The sequence below is a fragment of the Spiroplasma diminutum CUAS-1 genome, assembly GCF_000439455.1.
Classification (GTDB): Bacteria; Bacillota_I; Bacilli_A; order Mycoplasmatales; family Mycoplasmataceae; genus Spiroplasma_A; species Spiroplasma_A diminutum.
Map to the genome: position 1 here is coordinate 719,657 of NC_021833.1, position 20,995 is coordinate 740,651.

Here is a 20,995-nt window from a genome sequence, read left to right on the forward strand (position 1 = left end):
TTATTCAGTAAATGCAAACCCTATTTCATATAATTTATTTTCAGGGTTAACATAATCCTTTCCTTTATAATTTGGATTTTCAACAGGATAACCAAAAATTAGTTGAGCTCTGCGAGGTGGTTCAAGTAATTTTGCTTGAATCATTGACATTGCAGAAATTGATTCTCCTCTTTTTCTTTTTTCTTTATTTTCTTCCATTAAATCTTCAATATCTTTTACTTTAGCTTGTTTAACTAATATTCAAATTTTATTTTCTCGATATCATTTAACGATTTTTTTATATTCTAAAAAGGTAAATTTTTCTGGAACACTTCCTGCATAAAATCTGTTCTTTTGTTTACTTCAACCAGTTACATAATCTCTTCACATGATTTGTCCTGTTTTTCCTTTTGTCATCATAGTCATTGTTTGGTTTAGAGTTTCTTCAAAATCATTAAAGCCATATCCTGTAAATGAATTTCCAACTCATAAATTAACATAATTATTCTTTTTTGGATCTCAAATTTCTTCAAAACATGAAGCAGCAACTCAATATCTATTATCATAAGAGTTTTTATAAATTTCAAAACCATATTTATTGTTTTTAATAACAACTTCCTTTTGAGTAGTTTTAACAACTTTAAATTTAAAAGTATCTAATATTTTTTTAATTTCTTTTTCAGTTAAATTTGCTCTCACTTCTCCTCTAGAATTTTTTATTATATCTTTTGTTCTACTAAATTCTTCTAAAGCTCTATATTTTCTATTTGCAAATGCATTAAAAATATTTAATTCTGAAGTTGGATCAGGAATTACAAATTCATTAGTTATAAGTTCTTCTGCTGATCTTTCAATAGTTTCTAAAGTATCTGTCATTTCATTCATTTTTTTAATTTTTGAGATTATACTTGTTGCTTGACTTTTATCTTGTTCAAATCCTTCAACCAATAATTCTTCTTTTTTATTTGATTCATCATTTTTTTCTATTTTTCCAATACTTGATTCAAAGTGATATTGAGATTCGTCAAATGATTTATCATATTGAAAATAATTATTTTTATCGAATTTAGGTATTTTAGGATCATCTGGATTAGAAGGCTTATAGTTATATATATCTTTTAATTTGTCCTTTGGCATATAAGCCTCCTTTTGTTTTTAATATCCTGAATCTTGTCTATTAAAATTTATTTCATTTTTTTTATTATAAACTTGCAATATTTCATCATTTGAAATATCTAGTATATACATAATTGATAAAAATTCATCCAATAAATCACTATATGAATTTTTTTCAAATGTTTGTTCAAATATTATTGTTTTTCTATAAACATTTAGACTTCATTGATCAATATCATTTGCTTCAATTATCTTATTACTAAATTGAGAAAAATCAAAATCAATGTCTGTTCCCAAACTAATAATAAAATGCAAACAGTCAATCAATTCTTCTAATATTATTGACCTTTCACTAGGTCCTTTATTTGACCAAAATTTAAATTCTCTATATTCATTAATAAACTCTGAAATTTCTACTAAAAATGCTATTATTTTCTTTTTAATTATCTTTTCATTTAAAATTATTTTTTTTGATTCCATTATATAGTTATCTAACATTACTTGTTTTTCTTTTAAGTACTTTAATTCTTCTTTATTTAACATATTTATTACTCCTATAATTTAATTTTAGTTTAAAAAAATGATAGTTGCCTATCATTTTTTTATTTTCTAAAATCCTGGTTTTTTAAGTAATTTAAACATATTTGTTTTATAAACTTCAACTCCTGGTTGATTGAAAGGGTTTATTTCTAAGAAATAACCACTCATTGCACATGATTTCATAAATCAATAAGCAGCATAACCAAACATTTCTGCATCCATTTTATCAAATTCTAAAACAATATTTGGAACTTCCCCAGTATTTGCATGCGCATCAATAACTCCTTCAAGAGCTACTTTATTTATTTCATGAAATGATTTAGTTGTTAAATAATTTAAACCATCTAAATCTTCACTATTTGTGGGAACATTTAAATCAATATTTGGGTTCTTAATATCAATTATTGTTTCAAATAAAATGTTTTTTGATCCTTCTTGAATAAATTGACCTAATGAATGTAAATCTGTTGAAAATACACAACTTGTTGGAAATAATCCCTTACCTTCTTTACCTTCTGATTCTCCATATAATTGTTTTCATCATTCAGTAAATGTTTGCATTTGTAGTTCATAACCTACTAATGTTTCTGCTTTATATCCTTTTTCAGTATGCAAGATGTGTCTTGCAACTGCGTATTTATAAGCATCATTATTAATGTCCTTTGTATCTTCCATAGCTTTTTTTGCTCCTTTAAAGATATCATCAACACTAACTCCTGCTACCAATAATGGAAAAATACCAACTGGTGTAAATACTGAAAATCTACCTCCAATATCATCTGGAATTGTAAAGGTCTCATATCCCTCAGCTGTTGCTAATTGCTTTAGAGCACCTTTTGATTTATCTGTAACTGCAACAATTCTTTCTCTAGAAGCTTCTTTTCCTTTTAGATCTACTAAAAGTTTTTCAAAAACTCTAAAGGCAATTCCTGGTTCAGTTGTAGTTCCTGATTTTGAAATATTTACAATTCCAAATTCTTTATCCTTAACATATTCAACTATTTGTTGAGTATAAGTAGAAGATATAGTATTACCAATATAAATTAATTCTACTTTATCTTTTGAATATAAACCTCTAATCATTTCATCAGCCGCACGAGCTCCTAAATAACTTCCACCAATTCCTACAACAAGTAGAACTTCAATTTTTTCTCTTAAGTTTTCTACAACTTTTTTCATTTTTACTAATTCATCTTTATCAAATTCAACTGGTCAATTAACTCATCCTAAAAAGTCATTCCCTAAGCCAGTTTTATTTTCTATCATATTATGTACATCTTGAATTTTTGAAATACTAAAATTTGAAATTTCATTTTCAATTTTAGAGTTTTTAAAGTTTATTTTTATCATTTAATATTACTCCTTGTTATTTTGATTCTACGCTATTTTTTAAGCTATCAAAACCACTTTTTGTTTCCTTGATTTTTGTATCTGGTGATTTTAATAATTCTGGTCTCAATGATTTAAAACTTAATTTTACTTGATTTTTATCTTCAAGTAATTCAATTACCTCTACTTCATATTCTTCATTTAAAATTAAAAAGTCTTCAACACTTTTAACAAAAAAATCTGAAATTTCCGAAATATGTATTAAACCTTTGATAACTTCTGTTTCATCAATCACTTCGCAAAAAGCTCCATAGTTAACAATAGCCGTAATTTTAGCTGTTACTTTTTGTCCTTTATTCAACATCCTATTGCTCTCCTTACAAAATAATTATAAACTTAAATTATTACATAGAATAATAATTTGAAAAAATTTTTAAAAAGTAGGTGAGATTTTGGAAAAAAATATTTTAGAAGAAAAGGTAAAAGCTACCTTAGAGCAATTAAGAATGTATATTACTCAAGATGGTGGAGACATGGAATTTGTAGCGATTAGAGACAGACTTGTATATATTAGACTAAAGGGTAATTGTGTTGGATGTGGACTTACAGAATTGACTTTCAAAGAAGGTGTTGAAGGTGTTTTAATTGAAGAGTTCCCTTATGACATTGATGGCGTAGAACTTGTAATGTAAACTAGGAGATTGATATGAATTTTTTAACTTATGAAACAGATGTTATAAATACAGTCTTAACTGCAATATCGACAGTAACTGTTTTTACAGCTTCATTATTAATTCCATTTTTAGTAAAAAAATACAATGATAAAAAACAGAAGTTTGAATCTGCAGAAAGATCATTAATTGATGCATTTGATAAATATTTCTCTGAAGAATATCCAAAGAATGATTTTGAATGATATATAGCAGAAATAAATGCAGTAATTAAACGTTTTGATATCAACACTGTTGCTTGTGCAAATTGTAAGAAAAAATGTAATTCTAAAAAGTACATGAAATGATTTGAAACTGTTGATAAATTAATTCCAGAAGTAAATAATTTTGCCTTTAGATCAGAGAAAATGAGTTTCAAAATTGAATTGAGTACATTATTTTGTTACAAATGTACAAATAAAAAAGTAACAAAAAAGCAATTAACAAGTTAATTGCTTTTTTTAATATTTTTTAAATTTCTTCTTGATTCTAATTTTAGTAAATTTAAATTTGACATAGCATTTAAAAATATTGATATTAGAACAGTTCCAAAATTCCCTGAAAGAGTTCCAATTATAAATATTGGAAATCCAACTATTTTAGGATCAATTTGAGGATAAGGAAAAAAAGGTAAGAATCCTAACTCTTCATTTGATTCCAGATTATAAATTAGTGATGTTCTTAAAAGAATATAAAAACTATAGGTACCAATGTATATAAGATTAAATCAACAATAGTTCTTTGCAAAAATTTTATCTTCAATTCTTTCCTTTTGATAAATAAAATAAAATGCTAAAACCATAATTGGAGTAATTATATGCTCAATTGATGATTTTGTTCTTCCATATCAAGTATCAAAACCAATAATATCTCCTTTTTGAACAATAAATGTAATATTAAATAATAAAAATACCAAAAAATTTAAAGTAGCAATTGCAGTATGAGCATTTTTACCCACCATTCAATTAGCCATATTTTTTTTATGATAATTTATTCAATTTATTAAGCCAAACATTGAAGTAATTAGAGCAACCCAAACAGATAAATAAAGCGTTTGATCAATTATAACTAAATCAAAACTTGTTTTTTTTGGATCAAATAAATATCCACAAATAATATCTAATAATAATGCAAAAAATAAAGCTAAAGTGCATCAAACATAAAAATAATATTCGAATCATTTTTTATAATTTTTATTTTTTTTCATATGTTTAATTAGGAAAATTAACCTACTGAACCTTCCATATCCATTTTAATAAGTTGATTTAATTCAACTGCATATTCTAAAGGTAATTCTTTTGTAAATGGTTCTAAAAATCCCATAACAATTATTTCTAATGCTTGTTGTTCATCAAGTCCTCTACTCATTAAATAGAATAATTGTTCTTCACTTACTTTTGAAACTGTAGCTTCATGTTCAATTTGTGATTGATTATTATGTACTTTATTTTGTGGAATTGTATCTGAATGTGATTGATTATCTAAAATCAATGTATCGCATTCAACTCTAGCTTTAGAATTTATAGCTTCTGGTCCAATATATGCAAGACCTCTATAATTTGCAGTTCCACCTTGGAAAGTGATTGACTTAGAAACAATTTTTGATTTTGTTTCTTTTCCTAAGTGAATCATTTTACTTCCTGCATCTTGATAAACCCCTTTTTTAGCTACAGCAATTGAAATAGTGTCTCCCTGAGATCTATCACCTTTTAAAATACAAGTTGGATATTTCATGTTAACTTTTGAACCAATGTTTCCATCAATTCATTCCATTCTTCCATCCTCTTCAACTATACTTCTCTTTGTAACTAAATTTAAAACATTATCACTTCAATTTTGTACTGTTGTATATCTTACATTTGATCTTTTACCTACAAAGATTTCAACAATAGCTGCATGTAAGTTATTTTCTGAATAAACTGGTGCAGTACATCCTTCAATATAATGTAATTGAGCATCATCTTCAACAATAATTAGAGTTCTTTCAAATTGTCCTGAAGATTGATAGTTAATTCTAAAGTATGCTTGTAAAGGTTTTTCCAATATTACTCCACTTGGAATATAAATGAAAGTTCCACCTGATCAAACTGCTGCATTTAATGAAGCATATTTGTTATCATCATTTTTTACTAATTGACCAAAGTATTTTTTAAATAATTCTGGATATTTTCTTAAAGCTGTATCACAATCTGTAAAAATAACTCCTTGTTTTTCCAACTCTTCATTCATTCTTTCATATACTGGACGAGCATCTCATTGAGCATTAATTCCTGCTAAAAAATTTTTTTCAGCTTCTGGAATACCAAGTCTGTCAAAAGTTCTTTTTATATTGTCTGGAATTTCATCCCAAGTTTTAACAGTTTTTCCTGCACCTTCTGTGTAGTAAAAATAGTCATTAAAATCTATTCAATTTAGATCTGGTCCAAAACCAGGTTGTGGTTTTTGCTCAAATATTTTTAGACTTTCTAATCTGTAATTTAACATTCATTCTGGTTCTTCTTTATATTTAGATATTTCTCTAATAACTGATTCATTTAATCCTTTTTGAACTTTATATGTTGAAACTTCCCCTTCATTAAACCCATATTTATAATCTGATATCTGTTTAATTTCTTCTTCTTGTTTTAGTTTTTTCATTTTCTACACCTCCTTATTTAAAATTGATTTAAATCCATCAGCACCTAAAAGTGCACAATTAATTCTATTTCCTTGCTTATTAATTTCTCAAAAAGCTATTAATTCTTCAAGAATTGATTCATCATAATCATTTCCAGAAATCATATTATAGTAATTTAATAATTGATTTTGAGCTTCTTTTACCTCTAAATTTTTTAATTTATAACAGAGTATATCTGTAGAAGCAGTTGAAATTGCACATGCATTCCCATCAAATCTTGCTTCTTTTATAATATTATTTTCAATTAGTAATTGAACGTTAATTTCATCACTACATGTTGGAGAATCTTGAAACTTTATAATAGATTGATTATTGTCTATCAAACCTTTAAAGTCTGGTTGAGTATAATGTTCCATTATTATTTGTCTTAATTGGATTTTGTCATTTTTGTCAAACATATTTTAAATCTCCTTTACTAAATTATTTCTTCAATTCAACTATCACAATCTTTTAATGCTTCAATAAATTTATCAATATCTTCTTTAGTATTGTAAATTGAAAAGCTTACTCTTATTGTTGAACCAACTTTAAATAAATCATTTGCAAGTCTTGCACAATGTTTTCCAACCCTAACTGATATCTTATATTTTTTATTTAAAAATGAACCAAAATCTTGCGAATTTACATTTTTTAAATTAAATAAAACTATTGGTTGATTATTTTTTAAATTATAAAAATCAAATTTTGAAAGGTCAATTTCTTTTAATCTTAACTTAAAGTAATTTTTTAATTCCTCTTCATAAGATATCATTCTTTCAATATTTAACTTTTGAATAAGTTCTAAACACTTTTTAAAAGCATATATTGCTGATAAATTTAATGTTCCTGCTTCAAATTTTTCAGGAATTGGAGCTAATTTATAATTATCAACACTAATACTTGTGTTGTTGCCTCCTCCATAAAAAATTGGTTTCAATTTTTCTAATATTTCTTTTCTAGCCCATAATATTCCAAGTCCAAATGGACCATAAAGTTTATGAGTTGAAAATGCAGCACAATCAACATCAAGCTCTTTTAAATTAATTTTATTGTGTGCAATTGACTGAGCAAGATCAAGAATTATAATTATATTTTTTTTGATTCTTCTAATTTCTTTTACAATCTGTTTTACATTATTTAAACTCCCGATTGTATTTGAATTCATAGCAAATGATATAACTTTAGTTTTATCATTAACTTTATTTGATATTTTAGATATATCAATTAAAAAGTTTTCATCTAATTCTAGGTAATCAACTTTTAGATTTTCTTCTTCTGCTAAAACTCTTCAAGGTAATAAGTTAGATGAATGCTCTAATTTTGTTAAAAGAATTTCATCTTTTTCATTAAATTCTTTTCTTAATCCAAATGCTAACTGATTTAAAGAATGTGTTGTTCCACTTGTAAAAATAATTTCTCTATAATCATCAACTCCAATAAAGTTTGCAACCTTTTGTCTAGTTTCTAAAAGTATTTGATTTGCTTTATAAGCATTATCAAATAAATTATTATGAGTATTTGCTGCAATTTTTAAATCATATTCACTTTGAGCTTCAATTACTTTATCAAATTTAATCGAAGTTGCACTAGAATCAAAATAAATCTCTTGTGAGTTATTTTTAAAATATGAAAAATTATCTTTGAAATTCATTAAATCATTCCTTTTAATTGTTCTTTTAAATATTTTAATAAGTCTTCATCATCAATCTCTTGAAAAACTGGCTCAAAGTACCCATTTATTATCAATTCCTGAGCTTGATTTTCATTTAAACCTCTTGATAATAAATAAAATATTTGATCTGGGTCAAGCATACCAATTGCATTAGCATGACTTGCTATAATATCATTTTCATCAATTAATAACACTGGATCTGAATCTGCTTTTGCTTCTTTATCAAGAACTAATAATCTTAATTCTTGATGAGCTTCAGCTTGATTAGAACCCTTTTTAATATCACTAATACATCTGATAAACCCTTTTGAAGTATCTTTTAAAACCTCATATGTTCTAATATTTGAATATGAATTTCTTGCATTATGAATTGATTTAATAATTGAGTTTTTATTGAAATCTTTATTAATAACTGTTGCATTATAAAATTCAATAGATGTATTTTCTTCATTTAGATTAATTGTAAAAGTATCATCACAATTATAATTTGCGATATTTGATATTTTTAAATCTAATCTTGAATTTTTTTTCAAATTAAAATTTATATTAAATTCTTTTTTTGAAATATTTGTTGAAGGCAAAAATAGTACAACTACATTTAATTCAACATCTTGTTCAAGATTTAAATCAATTGATCCAAAATCATTTTCTAACAATATTATTTTGTTTTCACTATTTTCAAATGTAAAACTTGAAGGTAAGTTATTTCTAAAATCTATATAAGATTCATTCAAGTTAAAGTTAGTCATTATTTAGCTAATTCCTTTACTCATGAATAACCTTCTGTATTAATTCTTTCAACTATTTCATTTCCACCACTTGTTACTATTTTTCCTTCAATAATAACGTGAGCATGAGTTGGTTGCACTTTTTTAAAGAATCTATCATAGTGTGAAACAATAACCATTGCGTTTGTTGATAAATCAACTTGATTTAAGTTTTTTGAAACTACTTCTAAGGCATCAACGTCTAAGCCTGAATCAATTTCATCAATTAAACTAAAAATTGGATTTAACATTTTTAATTGCAGTATTTCATTTTTTTTCTTTTCTCCACCACTAAACCCATCGTTTACAAATCTTTTTAACATATTTAAATCAAAATCCAATTCATTGGCTCCTTGTTTAATATCTTTAAATATTTCTTGTAATTTTTTCTTTTCATCACTGTGAGCATTCACAATATATTTCAAAAATTCTAAATTTGACACTCCTGGAATTGTTTGTGGATTTTGCATTGCTAAAAATAAACCAGCTTTACTTCTTTCATCAACACTCATCTCAATTATTGATTCTCCATCAACCAATATATCTCCTGATATAATCTCATATTTTGGATGTCCCATAATTGCCATTAATAATGTTGATTTACCATTACCATTTGGTCCCATTAGGGCATGTATTTCTCCTGAATTAACTGTTAAATTAACTCCTTTTAAAATTTCTTTGTCTTCTATATTTACATATAGATCTTTAATCTCTAATTTATGCATTTTAAAAACTCCTTGCCTTATTATTATAGATACTTATCTATGAAAATAAAAATCATTTTATTTAATATTTAATTTGAATTAAATGTCTTTTTCTCTTATTTTTCTTTATAATTATTTTGATATAAACCAAGGAGTGAATGGTGTGAAAAAATTATTAACACTACTAGGAAGTGTTAGTTTAGTTGCAACAACAGCACAAATGGCTGTTGCTTGTGGGACAAACTACGATAAAAAAGATGAATATGGAAATTCAATTTTAATTGAATTTCTTCAATCTATTGATGGAACAGCAAGTATCAGTTCAAGTGATATTTTATTTAAATTAATAAATAATAAAAATGGACCTCAAAATAAAGAAAAACTTACTTTAGATTTACTTAAAATGATAAATTTATCTATCTTAGCAAATACAACAAGCGAAAATAATAATATAGACGAAAGTATTTATACAAATTATGATTTAGCAAATATACTAAGTGAAAGATGAAAAAGTTTAAATGCTACTGTTGATAGACAAATTACAACAGAAAAAGATAAATATAAAAAAGACTATGGTAAAAAGTGAGAAAAAAAATGAAAAGAAATGCTAGTTGAAAAATACAGCGTTTATCAAGATGATGTTAAATCAATGGATTTAAACTTCCTAGAAAACAAATACAAAGCAAATATACTACTTACAGATTCAAATAATAGTGCTTCAAAAACACTATTAGATGTTTTACTTAACACAAATCAACAAGGAGTTACTTGAATTGGAGTAAATGATATTGTTAAAAAACACAAAGCATTAAAAAATATTGTTGATTCAAATGATGATACTAAAATAGCAAACTATGTAAAAGCTGACTTAGATCAAATTGCTCAAATTGAAAACTCAACAAAAGCAGAAGCAAGTGATTGAAAAGCAACTACACTTACTGAAACAAGTAGTACTCAAGATTTAGTGGCTGCTGCAAAAAAAGCAGTTGAAATAACTACTGATAAAATTATCAATGATACACCTGTAAATTTAAATAACTTTACATTAAATGATACTAATAACTCTAGAGCAGGATTTTTAAGTAACTCTCAAAAGTACTTTTTAGATAAGTTCTATACAACACAAGCTCCACTTGCAATAAGTGAAGTTGTAATACCATTTTCTGAAAACGGGTCATTTGATAATGGAGTAACAGTAAATAGTTTTAAATCAAATGATGGAATTGATCAGAAAAATACAAATCAATTACTAAAAGATATCCAAGATGATGTAGATGGTAGTGAATGAAGAAGATGAATAGTTGAAAGTAAAGCTGCTAATCACACAAAAGCTACAGTTAAACATTATGATAAATTAATGACTTTAAGTAATTCAACAGATTTCACTCAAGATATGAGATCTGTAGTATATGACTTTGTTTTGGGTAATAAAGTAAATGGTGAAAACTATTCTGGAGGAGCTGCTTTTGCAGAAGAAAATGATGGTATTTTAGGAGAAATTATTCCTAAAATTTCAAGAGCTAAAGATAATTCAAAATTTTATTTATATAATGACACATTAGGCAGAGTTTATTATGTAGATTCAACTGGATTACACATTGTTCAAATAGATGGTTATAGTTATTTTAAAGATGGATCTGTCAAAGTAGATGGTAAAGCAATTAAAGGTTTAAGCGAAGATAAAAATCAAATTGATTCAGAAACTTTAACTGAGTTGAATGCATTTAAAAAATATAATGCATTAACAGCAGAAGAAAAAGTAAATGAACTACAAACTAATATAGTTAACTCAGATGGTGGAACTTACAAAAAATTGAACACTACAATAGTTAATCCATATTTAAAGTATTTAACAAACTCTTCAATGCTAAAGGGAGTTTCAGGGTCAGCTTCAAGTTTTGATATTATGTCTGAAGTTAAAGATTGAGCTCAAATAAGTTCATCAACTGAATCAGCTTCATATTGAATGACTTCTGTATTTGATTACTTTAAAACAGTTTCAACTATAAAAGACCAAAGTGAATTTATTAAGACCTACGTTCAATTCCAAACTGATGGTGAAAACAAACAAAATGAAGCAATTGAAAAAACAGAAAAATGATTCTATTCCTCTGTTGAAACTAAACAAAGTTTAAATGCAATTAATCCTTCAATTTTTTATACAGAATCATTTGATAAATGAACAGAAGAAATTAGAACTAAAACTGATGCAAGTAACTATCCAAAGCAAGAAATTATAATTGATGGAGAAAACGGATATAGAGAAAAACTTGTACAAGAAACAAATCAAAGATTCTGAATGCCAAAAGATATTGATGAAAATAATGCCATTTCATATAACTATGTCTATTCAAAACAAGCAAAAAGTTATATTGTACTAAATTTTGGTCAAATAACAAGTGAGATTCAAAACTCATATATAACTTTCAAGAATGGAGGTACTAAATAATGAAAAGATTACTAGGAATACTTGGTGCAATGTCATTAGTGGTATCATCCCCTTCTTTGGTTGTAGCATGTACTACAAAAGAAAGAATTACAACACCAAAATTAGATAAAGAACTTGCAAAACAATTACTTGTTGCAATTTCAGGAAATAAAGATCTTGCAAATATTGACTTTGGCTCAATCTTTACAGATGCAGAAATTGAAGCTGTTATTGTAAATATGGTAAATGAACTTTTATCATTACAATACAGTTATGATGCTACAAACACTTTATATAAAAATCTTGGTTTTGAAGAATATAGTAAAAATACTATAGATAAGGAATTCAAAAGTAAATATAATATTGAATCAAGAACAATTGCTGAAAATAAATTGTTTGAAGATTATACTAAATCAATTACTTCAACAAGACTTGATTATTGAGCAATAAGAAATAATTACAACTTAAATATTCAAAATGAAACTGATGTAAAAGATATCAATGGAACTGAATTTAAAGTTAGTTCTGCAAATAAACATGTTTATATTGGTGATGAAAATACTATTTGAAGTTTCACAAATGAACAAGGAGTGGAATCTGGTAAAACTTATTCTCTTCCCACAATTCCACAACTTACAAGTGAATACAAAGAAGGATCAAATTCTGTATTTTATGTAAAAGACACTAGTGGTACAATGAAAAATATTTCTTCAAAAACAGCATTATATTTAAGATTTCAAGATTACTTTGAATCAAAATTATTAGAAGAAATTAATGAAAACCTTTTAACAAATGCTTATTTAAAAGCTTCAATGTTTGATGTTAAAACAACAAATGAAAGTGAAAAAGCTCCTTTTATTAATTCTTCTTCAGCAATGTTTACAAAAACTCAAACTCTGACAGAAACTTCTATTAATGAAAGTTGAAAAACAAATGTTAAAATGGTTTGAACATTAAGATTTGATGTTACTCAAAATTCAAATATCAAAGCAATTAATGATCTAATTAAAAAAGCTGAAGGGTTACTTGACCAAAGTAGTGGTGCTTTAAAAAATGGTAAAGAAATAAATGAAATTTATAAGGTATTTGAAAATTCAGAAGATATTAAACCAATAACTGATTCAAAAACAGCTTATGATTCATACTTTGGTTTACAAGGATATCAAGGATTAACAATTTATGATGGAGATACTTCATTAGGAGACAGTCCTATTTCAGGAAAAACTTATGAATCTAAAGTAAAATCATGAAATAAAGGAGCTGGAATTGTTAAATCAAGCTCAGAGAACTTCTTAACAGTTGATTCAGAAAATAGTAACTATGCTGATTTAGTAATAGTACTTCCAATTTATATGATTGAATTACTTGGTGGATCAGATGAAAGTAAAGAAAGTTACTATAAAATTGAAGGAAAAAATGGAGAAAATGAATCTGCTCCAATCAAATTTAGTAATACAATTGGAAATGAAACAGTTTACTTAGATAGATGAAATAATTCTAATAATAAATCTTTACACTCAAAAGATGTAGCTAAATTAGCTAAAGATTCAACAAAACAAACAGCATTATTAAATCAAATTATGTATGGTGTTTCAAAAAGTTCAGCATCAAGTGAATTGGCAAAAACTATTATTTATTCAAAATATTTAGATAAAGATCAAGTTTACTATGCAGGATTATGAAATAAAATTGGAACTTATATTAAAAGTGAAGATGACAAAGACGAATAAAATTAAAAATAAACCTAATTTAGGTTTATTTTTTTATAAAATATTTATGAAAAGAGGTTTTATATAATGGAATGTATATTTTGTAAAATAATAAATAAGGAAATGGAAGCAAAAGTAATATATGAAAATGATCATACTTTAGCATTTTTAGATATTTTTCCTAACAGTAATGGACATTCACTAGTTATTCCTAAAAAGCATTTTTTAGATTATGAAAATACAGATGATTTTTATTTACAAGAAGTTGCAAAAACTAAAAAGATTGTAGCAAAAATGTTAAGAGAAAAATTAGACGCCAAAGGTATGAATTATGTGTCTAATCAAGGTTCTGAGGCCTTTCAAATGGTATTTCACTATCATGAGCATATTGTTCCCAAATTTATTAAAGAAAAGGGTTATGGCTTTAAAATAAACAATGAACCTGGAGATTTAACAGATATTAATGAAATCTATGAAAAATTAATATAAATAAAAAAGGAAACCTATTTGGTTTCCTTTTTATTATAATGATTTAAATAACTTCTACCATCTTCTGAAAGGATTCTTCCAGTTCAAGCTCCCTTTTCCACTTTTTCAAGTTCATCATTAATTTTATATATTCTTGCATCAAGAGCATCAAGTGAAGATATTATAACACCCTCTATTAATGAAGGTTCCACTGGTGAACCATATTCATTTTTACCATGACTTGATAAAATTACGTGTTGTAATTTTAATACATCTCTATTATCTTGTAAATTTAATTCTATTGCTTTGTTTGAAACAAAAGTATTACCTATTGAAATATGTCCTAAAAGTCTTCCCTCATCTGTATATTCTGCTGCATTTTTTCCAGCCATTTCAATAACTTTTCCTATATCATGAAGAACAGCTCCACAATAAACTAATTCTCAATCAACATTTGCATATTTATATACTTCTTTTATTGATTTTGCTCCCATTAATAGTGAATAACTGTGTCAAAACAATCCCCCCACAACGTTATGATGAATGCTTACAGCTGCAGGAAATGTTTTAAATTCACTTTCATAAGATTTAATAATTTCCAAAGTTATTTTTTTATATACTTCATTTTCTAAGCTATTAATAAACTCAACTAATTTTTCAAAATTAGAATCAACATTAATTGGAGCACTAATACTAAACATTTCAATATTAATTGAATGTTTTTCAAATTCCTCTTCATTAATTACTTCATAAGAATTTACTTTTAACTGTAATTGTTGTCTATAAACATTTGTAGCTGCTTCAATTTTAATAATTGACCCAGTTTTCAACTCTTCAACATCTTTTTCTGTAGAATTTCAAAGTCTGGCTTCTACTCTTCCTGACATATCAACTAAATTTAAAATTAAGTAATTTGATCCATTATTTCCAGTCGATAATATTGTTTTTTCTATCCTAGCTATTAAAGTGACTAGTTTGCTTTCGGCATTTATTTGATTAATCATATTTGTACTCCTCAAAGATAAATTAATTTTAACAAAAAAAACACTAATGATTAGTGCTTTATTTAATTATTAAATTAAAAATCCTGGATTTTTTAATAAACTTATAAACTCTTTACCAAATAAGATAGCATCTTCTGGTTCTAATTTATTAGAGTTAAATGCAAAATTAATCTTAATAAAATTTGATAGGTTTCCATCTTCTTTAAAAGAGTTTGAAATTGTTGAAGCATAAATCGAAATTATTGAATCTTTTGAAAGTCCAAAGTTTGCATTATCAACTCCAAAGTTTGATAAATCAAATAATGAAACATTAATTTTTTCATTTTTAGTTTCAATATTTTTATTTATTTCTCTAGAAATATTTAAAATATTTGTATCTTTTTGTACTTTCACAATAGTATCATTTAAGTTAAAACCACGTGATTTAATTAATCTTATAGCTGAATTTGAAGAATTTAATTCATTAAATTTATCTAAAGTTTTTGTTAAAGCTTTAACAAAAAATGCATTTAATTCTAATTCTATCCCTTTTTTCTTTAAAGGTTCTGCCATTAAAGTTTGTAAACTAATTAAAGCTGTTATATCTAATTTATATGAGAAAGAATCAATTTTAACATTATCAATAACTGAATTTTTTTCACTTATCAATGAATTATTAGTTAAATTAGAAGATTGCTTAATTTTTAAATCTAAATCATTAATTTTATCATTAACTTTTTTCAATAAAGAATTAATTGTTTGAGAATTTTCTTCTTTAGTTTTTGAAATAAACGATGATAGTTTTTCATCAAATGATTGAATTTTCTCTTCAAACTTTTCTACATTTATTTCTTTTACTGTATTTTCAAAATTATTTTTTAATCTTGAACTATATTTATTAATTTTATTATCAATATTTTTAATTTTCTCTTCCAATTCTTCCTTTTGATTTTTGATCTTATAAAATTTAGTTTCTAATTCTTCACTGTTTTTTAATAAAATATCTATTTTTTCATTTTCTAATTCTGATAAATAATCAAATTTTGGTCCATCTAAAGAAAATTCTTTTTTATCATTTTCAACTTTTCTTTCTAATTCCTTTTTTTCCTTGCTAATTTCATCTTTTACTTCTTGAATTATTTCTTTATTTTCCTTTATTTTTTGATCTTCTCTATCACTGTTTTCTGTAATTAAAATTTCACTTTCTAATTCTCTTCCATCCGCATCAGATGTAAATTTTGATAAGAAGTTTTGATTTGAAACTTTTTCTAATACTTGTGTTTCTGAAATAACTGGATTATGATCTGAAAAAATCTCTATATCTTTTTCATCTTCATATACTATTGCATGATTAATTGCTAATTCTTCTGTAATTGAGTCTGCAACAGTTAAAGGTTTGATATCCAAATCTATAATATTAGATTCACTTTTTGAAAATTTTGGTGGTTCAAAAGAATCAAATTCTAATTCGCTTTCTTCAACACTTTCTTCATTTTTATATTGATCTAAATTAGTATTTTCTATATCTATATTTATTTCAAAATTATCTTCAATTTTATCTAATGATTCAGTAATTTCTAATTCTTTATAATATTGATTTTCCAAATCGCTTAAATTTGATAATTCTTCTGTTAAAGAATCTTCAACTTCAATTACAAATTCCTTATCCTCGTTAATTTCATTAAGTTCTGGCTCATTTATTAATTTTTCTAAATATCCAAATTCATTTAAACCTTCTCTTAAAGTATCATTAATATTTGACGGTTTTTTTAAAAGGTTATTAATTTCTTTATCTGAGAAAATATCAAAAACAGTATCTCCGTTAGATACAATAAGTGATTCTATAACGTATATATTTCTTATAACACCTTCAATTGTAGAACGAATTTCAAATTTTTCTAATTGAGTTGAAATCACTGCCAAGATTTCATTCCTTTTAACTGGTTGTCCCTCTTTAACAAAAACTTTTTCAACTATTCCTTTATATTTTTTTGTATTTTTAAATTTAATTTTCTCCATAAATAGCCCCTTTTAATTTAGTGTCGCCCAACACTACTTAATTTTATTTTACACTACTTTAAAAGAAGTATAAAACTTTTTTTATAAGGACTCTAGAAAAGTTTTATTAGTTTCGCATATATCAATTAATCTTTTTAAACATATATTAAATAAGCGATTTTTATTATAATGTTGCATATCAATATTTTGACATTGAATTGCAATACGAGAAATTAAATTTGATATCTCCACTATTTCTCCTCTATAAGTTGGTAAAATTGGTCCAAAACCTTTATACAATATCATTGCATTTGAAATTAGGTATATAAAAACTGCTGTTTTATCATTTAAAGGTTTTTGTATAGCAAAAAAAACCAATAAAACTAATAAATCTTCTAAAAAAGATTCTGCACTTGAATCTTCAATTAACGAATCTTCAAAAAAACTAATCATTTCATTAATTTCTTCTTTATTTCTATTTTCTGCTAAAAAAAAATTTTCAAATTCTTCTGTACCATCTAGAAGATTATATATTAATTTATAATCCTCTCTGGTAAACGATCAAATGCGTTTTTTACCAACTTTAAAATTTTCTTTTGATTCAATAATTTTTGTTCTTATAATTTCTCAAATTTTTAGAAAGTTTATTAATCTCTTACCATAAACCTCTTCAGAATCATCTAATAAATATTCATCGTTTGCAATTAAATCAAATATCTCTTCTTCTGATATTTTAAAATCATTATAATATGAAAGATTTGAAACCAATCTAGAACCTATTTCAGCTCATATTCTTTTATCTCTATACAAACAAAAAAACCTCCATTTCACTTATTTTATAGGTTTAATGAAATAAAGGTTTTTATTGTTAATAAACTGCTTTTATATATAAAGTTGTTTTTTTCCTCTTTTGAATTAAATTTTAAACTTGGATCAATATTTATTAATCCCATATTCGATTTCATAGGTTTTAACTTCTTATGTTTTGGATTTGTAATATAATTTATTAAACTTCCTAAAATCGTATTTTCTGGAAATGGTACAAACTTTTTATTATTAATATAACTAATTATTCCCAATGCACTTACAAGACCTGAAGCAAATGATTCTATATATCCTTCAACTCCAGTAATTTGACCTGCAAAAAATATATTTTTCTTTCTCATCATTTGAAGTTTTTTATTAAGTATTTTTGGGGAATTAATGAAGTTATTTTTATGCATTACACCAAATCTTCTAAATATAGCATTCTCAAGTCCAGGTAAACTTGAAAATATTTCCTTTTGTTCTGCTCAAGTTATATTTGTTTGAAAACCTACAATGTTGTATAAATTATCTAATGCATCATCTCTTCTAAGTTGAACAACTGCAAATGGTTTAACTCCATTTTCATCTTCTAATCCATTAGAAGACATAGCTGATTTTAATAATATTTTTTTAGATGTTTTTGCTAATTGTTCAATTGGCTGACAACCTTTAAAGAATATTTCTTGTTCAAAATCCTTTAATTTAATTTGTTTTGCTTTAATTAATTTTTGATGAAATATATCAAATTCATTTTCATTCAAAGGTATGCAAATATAACTTTTATCATTTTTATGCCTTGATTTATAATATACTTTTGAAAAATCTATTGACTGCTTTTCAACAATTGGTGCTGAGGCATCTAAATAAAACAATTTTTGTTTACCCAATAACTTTTCTAATTGATTTTTAAAATCATCAGAGCACAGGGGTCCAGTTGCAATCAATGTTATTTCTTCGTTATCTATATCTAAATATTCTTCTTCAAATACTTTTATATTCTTATGATTTCTTATTCTATTATCAACAAGTTTTGAAAATTGTTCTCTATCAACTGCAAGAGCATCATCAGAAGGTATTTGAGTTTCATAAGCGCATTTCAAAATAAATGAATTTAAAAGTTCTAGCTCTTTTTTTAAAATACCAACTGCATTTTGTGTAGAAAGACTTCTAAAAGTATTTGAACAAACTAATTCAGCAAAAGTTTCTGATTTTTGAATTTCATTTTTCTGAATTTTTTTCTTTTCATATAAATGTACTTCAATTCCATTTTCTGCTAATTGTCATGCTGCTTCACAACCTGCTAAACCTGCACCAATTATATTTACTTTCATTAACTAATCTCCAACAATTTATCTATTTCTAAAGAATTTACACTCTCATCTCAACTTGAATTATTTCTAACACAAGTTCCAACATGAATATTATCTGTAATTTCTTTAAAATATGAGAAATTTTTTTGGTTAATTCCTCCACCAACTAATATTTTTGTTTTTAATTTTAAGTCATTTAATTTCTTAATAATTTCTTTACCTATTTCTAAATTTTTTCCACCACTAGTTAATACATTTGTAATTCCTAATTCATTTAAAATTTTATAAGATTCAATAAAATTATTAACCTCATCAAATGCTTTATGAAAAGTTATTTCTAGATTCCCTTTTATTTTGATTATTTCTTTAAGAAATTCAATATCCACTGATAAATCGCTTTTTAAAGCTCCTATAACTATTCCATTAGCTTTTGTTGTTTTTATAAATTCAATTTGATCTAACATCAATTGTTTTTCGTTATCACTGTAAATAAAATCTCTTGACGTATTTCTAACAATTATGTTAACTGGTAACTTGGAAATTTCACAAGCTGATTTAATATCATCATTTTCTGGAGTTAATCCCCCAACTTTTAATTCACGACAAAATTCAATTCTATTAGCTTTTGAATTATTTATTATTTTAATATCATTCAAATCTTTTGCAATTACTTCTAATAACATTTTACAAATAAACCTCTAATTCTCTTACTTTATCTAATTTCTCTCAGCTAAATTCTTTTTTACCAAAATGTCCATATTTACTTGTTCTGAAATATACTGGAGATTTTAAATTAAGTTCTTTGATTATAGAACTAACTTTAAAATTGAAATTTTCCTTTAATGCTTTATACATTACATCCATTGATACTTTATTTGTTCCAAAAGTTTCAATAAATACTGAAACTGGTTCGGGTTTACCAATAGCATAACTTACTTGAATTTCTACTTTATCTGCCAATTTTGCAGCAACCATATTTTTCGCAGCATATCTACACATATAAGCAGCACTTCTATCTACTTTACTTGGGTCTTTTCCAGAAAATGCTCCACCACCGTGACGTGAATATCCTCCATATGTATCAACTATTATTTTTCTTCCAGTTAAACCAGTATCTCCCTTTGGTCCACCAATAACAAATCTACCTGTTGGATTGATTAGAACCTTGAAGTCAGTATTTAATCCATATCTCTTTGCAATTACATCCATAATATTTATTTTTACAAATTTTTCAAATTCTTCTTTATCATAATCAGCGTCATGTTGAATTGACATTAAAATAGTTTCAATTCTTGGATTATTTTCATTTGTATAATCCATTGTAACTTGTGATTTCATATCTGGTTGTGCTCATTTAAAAGCTGATGCTTTTCTTAATTTTGAAGCAATGTGAACTAAATCATGAGCTACTTGTATTGAATAAGGCATAAGAGTTGATGTTTCATTATTGGCATAACCAAACATAATCCCTTGATCTCCTGCTCCCATTTCTTCTTGTTCTACACCCATTGCAATATCAGGTGATTGAGTATTTATTTTAACTAATATCTCACATGTTTCTGGGTCAATTCCAGTATTTGCATCTTTATAACCTACTCTATTTAAAACTCATTTTGCAATTGATGCATAATCCACATTTGCTTTTGTAGTTATTTCGCCACCTATTAATAGGTAATTTTCTGTAACAAAAGTTTCACAAGCTACTTTTGAATTTGGATCTTGTTTTAAACATTCATCCAAAATAGCATCACTAATTTGATCACAAAGCTTATCTGGATGCCCTTCTGAAACTGATTCACTAGTAAATAATCTTCTCATA

At 25.4% G+C, this 20,995-nt stretch carries 21 protein-coding genes; 5 read left to right on the plus strand and 16 right to left on the minus strand.

Going from position 1 to position 20,995, the window contains the following annotated elements; all coding sequences use genetic code 4:
* The 4 genes from SDIMI_RS03335 to SDIMI_RS03350 form a co-directional block, all read right to left on the minus strand.
* Nucleotides 1-1,116, minus strand: coding sequence for a hypothetical protein (locus SDIMI_RS03335; protein ID WP_020836581.1), 1,116 nt, complete (start codon nucleotides 1,114-1,116; stop codon nucleotides 1-3).
* An 18-nt stretch (nucleotides 1,117-1,134) separates the two neighbouring features.
* On the minus strand, nucleotides 1,135-1,638 hold the full coding sequence (locus SDIMI_RS03340) for a dUTP diphosphatase (RefSeq protein WP_020836582.1): 504 nt from the start codon (nucleotides 1,636-1,638) through the stop codon (nucleotides 1,135-1,137).
* A 66-nt stretch (nucleotides 1,639-1,704) separates the two neighbouring features.
* Nucleotides 1,705-2,985: a glucose-6-phosphate isomerase gene (locus SDIMI_RS03345; protein WP_020836583.1), complete on the minus strand. Its 1,281-nt coding sequence runs from the start codon at nucleotides 2,983-2,985 to the stop codon at nucleotides 1,705-1,707.
* A gap of 16 nt (nucleotides 2,986-3,001) precedes the next feature.
* On the minus strand, nucleotides 3,002-3,328 hold the full coding sequence (locus tag SDIMI_RS03350) for a S1 RNA-binding domain-containing protein (protein WP_020836584.1): 327 nt from the start codon (nucleotides 3,326-3,328) through the stop codon (nucleotides 3,002-3,004).
* Nucleotides 3,329-3,416: 88 nt separating this feature from the next.
* Between SDIMI_RS03350 and SDIMI_RS03355 the strand changes: the two genes are divergently transcribed.
* Together SDIMI_RS03355 and SDIMI_RS03360 are read left to right on the plus strand one after the other, a co-directional pair.
* Complete coding sequence (locus tag SDIMI_RS03355) at nucleotides 3,417-3,656, plus strand: NifU family protein (RefSeq protein WP_020836585.1); 240 nt, start codon at nucleotides 3,417-3,419, stop codon at nucleotides 3,654-3,656.
* 14 nt (nucleotides 3,657-3,670) lie between these two features.
* Nucleotides 3,671-4,126 (plus strand): hypothetical protein, encoded by a 456-nt coding sequence (locus SDIMI_RS03360; RefSeq protein WP_020836586.1) that lies wholly within the window; start codon nucleotides 3,671-3,673, stop codon nucleotides 4,124-4,126.
* On the opposite strand, the gene SDIMI_RS03365 is transcribed toward SDIMI_RS03360, so the two are convergent.
* The 6 genes from SDIMI_RS03365 to sufC are packed head-to-tail and all read right to left on the minus strand — an operon-like array spanning nucleotide 4,123 to nucleotide 9,494.
* Nucleotides 4,123-4,881 (minus strand): hypothetical protein, encoded by a 759-nt coding sequence (locus SDIMI_RS03365; protein WP_020836587.1) that lies wholly within the window; start codon nucleotides 4,879-4,881, stop codon nucleotides 4,123-4,125. The two genes, SDIMI_RS03360 and SDIMI_RS03365, sit on opposite strands and share 4 nt — an antisense overlap.
* A 17-nt stretch (nucleotides 4,882-4,898) precedes the next feature.
* The gene (sufB, locus tag SDIMI_RS03370; RefSeq protein WP_020836588.1) at nucleotides 4,899-6,311 is read right to left on the minus strand and encodes a Fe-S cluster assembly protein SufB; all 1,413 of its coding nucleotides are present in this window, start codon (nucleotides 6,309-6,311) and stop codon (nucleotides 4,899-4,901) included.
* 3 nt (nucleotides 6,312-6,314) lie between these two features.
* Nucleotides 6,315-6,749: a Fe-S cluster assembly sulfur transfer protein SufU gene (gene sufU, locus SDIMI_RS04630; protein ID WP_020836589.1), complete on the minus strand. Its 435-nt coding sequence runs from the start codon at nucleotides 6,747-6,749 to the stop codon at nucleotides 6,315-6,317.
* A gap of 17 nt (nucleotides 6,750-6,766) precedes the next feature.
* Nucleotides 6,767-7,981 (minus strand): cysteine desulfurase, encoded by a 1,215-nt coding sequence (locus SDIMI_RS03380; protein ID WP_020836590.1) that lies wholly within the window; start codon nucleotides 7,979-7,981, stop codon nucleotides 6,767-6,769.
* Entirely contained in the window at nucleotides 7,981-8,751 is a 771-nt protein-coding gene (locus SDIMI_RS03385) for a SufB/SufD family protein (protein WP_020836591.1), read from the minus strand. The genes SDIMI_RS03380 and SDIMI_RS03385 overlap by 1 nt, the downstream gene beginning before the upstream one ends.
* Nucleotides 8,751-9,494 (minus strand): Fe-S cluster assembly ATPase SufC, encoded by a 744-nt coding sequence (sufC, locus tag SDIMI_RS03390; RefSeq protein ID WP_020836592.1) that lies wholly within the window; start codon nucleotides 9,492-9,494, stop codon nucleotides 8,751-8,753. The genes SDIMI_RS03385 and sufC overlap by 1 nt, the downstream gene beginning before the upstream one ends.
* Nucleotides 9,495-9,636: 142 nt before the next feature.
* Between sufC and SDIMI_RS03395 the strand changes: the two genes are divergently transcribed.
* The 3 genes from SDIMI_RS03395 (at nucleotide 9,637) to SDIMI_RS03405 (ending at nucleotide 14,099) form a co-directional block, all read left to right on the plus strand.
* Nucleotides 9,637-11,922 (plus strand): lipoprotein, encoded by a 2,286-nt coding sequence (locus tag SDIMI_RS03395; protein ID WP_020836593.1) that lies wholly within the window; start codon nucleotides 9,637-9,639, stop codon nucleotides 11,920-11,922.
* On the plus strand, nucleotides 11,922-13,631 hold the full coding sequence (locus tag SDIMI_RS03400) for a lipoprotein (RefSeq protein WP_020836594.1): 1,710 nt from the start codon (nucleotides 11,922-11,924) through the stop codon (nucleotides 13,629-13,631). Before SDIMI_RS03395 ends, SDIMI_RS03400 begins: the two co-directional genes overlap by 1 nt.
* A gap of 66 nt (nucleotides 13,632-13,697) precedes the next feature.
* The gene (locus SDIMI_RS03405) at nucleotides 13,698-14,099 is read left to right on the plus strand and encodes an HIT family protein (RefSeq protein WP_020836595.1); all 402 of its coding nucleotides are present in this window, start codon (nucleotides 13,698-13,700) and stop codon (nucleotides 14,097-14,099) included.
* Between the two features lie 14 nt (nucleotides 14,100-14,113).
* Here the strand turns inward: SDIMI_RS03405 and SDIMI_RS03410 are convergent, their stop codons facing one another.
* The 6 genes from SDIMI_RS03410 to metK form a co-directional block, all read right to left on the minus strand.
* Nucleotides 14,114-15,082, minus strand: a complete 969-nt coding sequence (locus SDIMI_RS03410) for a 3'-5' exoribonuclease YhaM family protein (protein ID WP_020836596.1) — start codon at nucleotides 15,080-15,082, stop codon at nucleotides 14,114-14,116.
* 69 nt (nucleotides 15,083-15,151) lie between these two features.
* Complete coding sequence (locus SDIMI_RS03415; protein ID WP_020836597.1) at nucleotides 15,152-17,080, minus strand: biotin/lipoyl-containing protein; 1,929 nt, start codon at nucleotides 17,078-17,080, stop codon at nucleotides 15,152-15,154.
* 81 nt (nucleotides 17,081-17,161) lie between these two features.
* Nucleotides 17,162-17,869 (minus strand): hypothetical protein, encoded by a 708-nt coding sequence (locus SDIMI_RS03420; RefSeq protein WP_020836598.1) that lies wholly within the window; start codon nucleotides 17,867-17,869, stop codon nucleotides 17,162-17,164.
* Between the two features lie 26 nt (nucleotides 17,870-17,895).
* Entirely contained in the window at nucleotides 17,896-19,197 is a 1,302-nt protein-coding gene (trmFO, locus tag SDIMI_RS03425) for a methylenetetrahydrofolate--tRNA-(uracil(54)-C(5))-methyltransferase (FADH(2)-oxidizing) TrmFO (protein ID WP_020836599.1), read from the minus strand.
* Nucleotides 19,197-19,859, minus strand: a complete 663-nt coding sequence (locus tag SDIMI_RS03430; protein ID WP_020836600.1) for a copper homeostasis protein CutC — start codon at nucleotides 19,857-19,859, stop codon at nucleotides 19,197-19,199. The genes trmFO and SDIMI_RS03430 overlap by 1 nt, the downstream gene beginning before the upstream one ends.
* A gap of 1 nt (nucleotide 19,860) precedes the next feature.
* The gene (gene metK / locus SDIMI_RS03435; RefSeq protein ID WP_020836601.1) at nucleotides 19,861-20,994 is read right to left on the minus strand and encodes a methionine adenosyltransferase; all 1,134 of its coding nucleotides are present in this window, start codon (nucleotides 20,992-20,994) and stop codon (nucleotides 19,861-19,863) included.
* Nucleotide 20,995 lies beyond the last annotated feature (1 nt).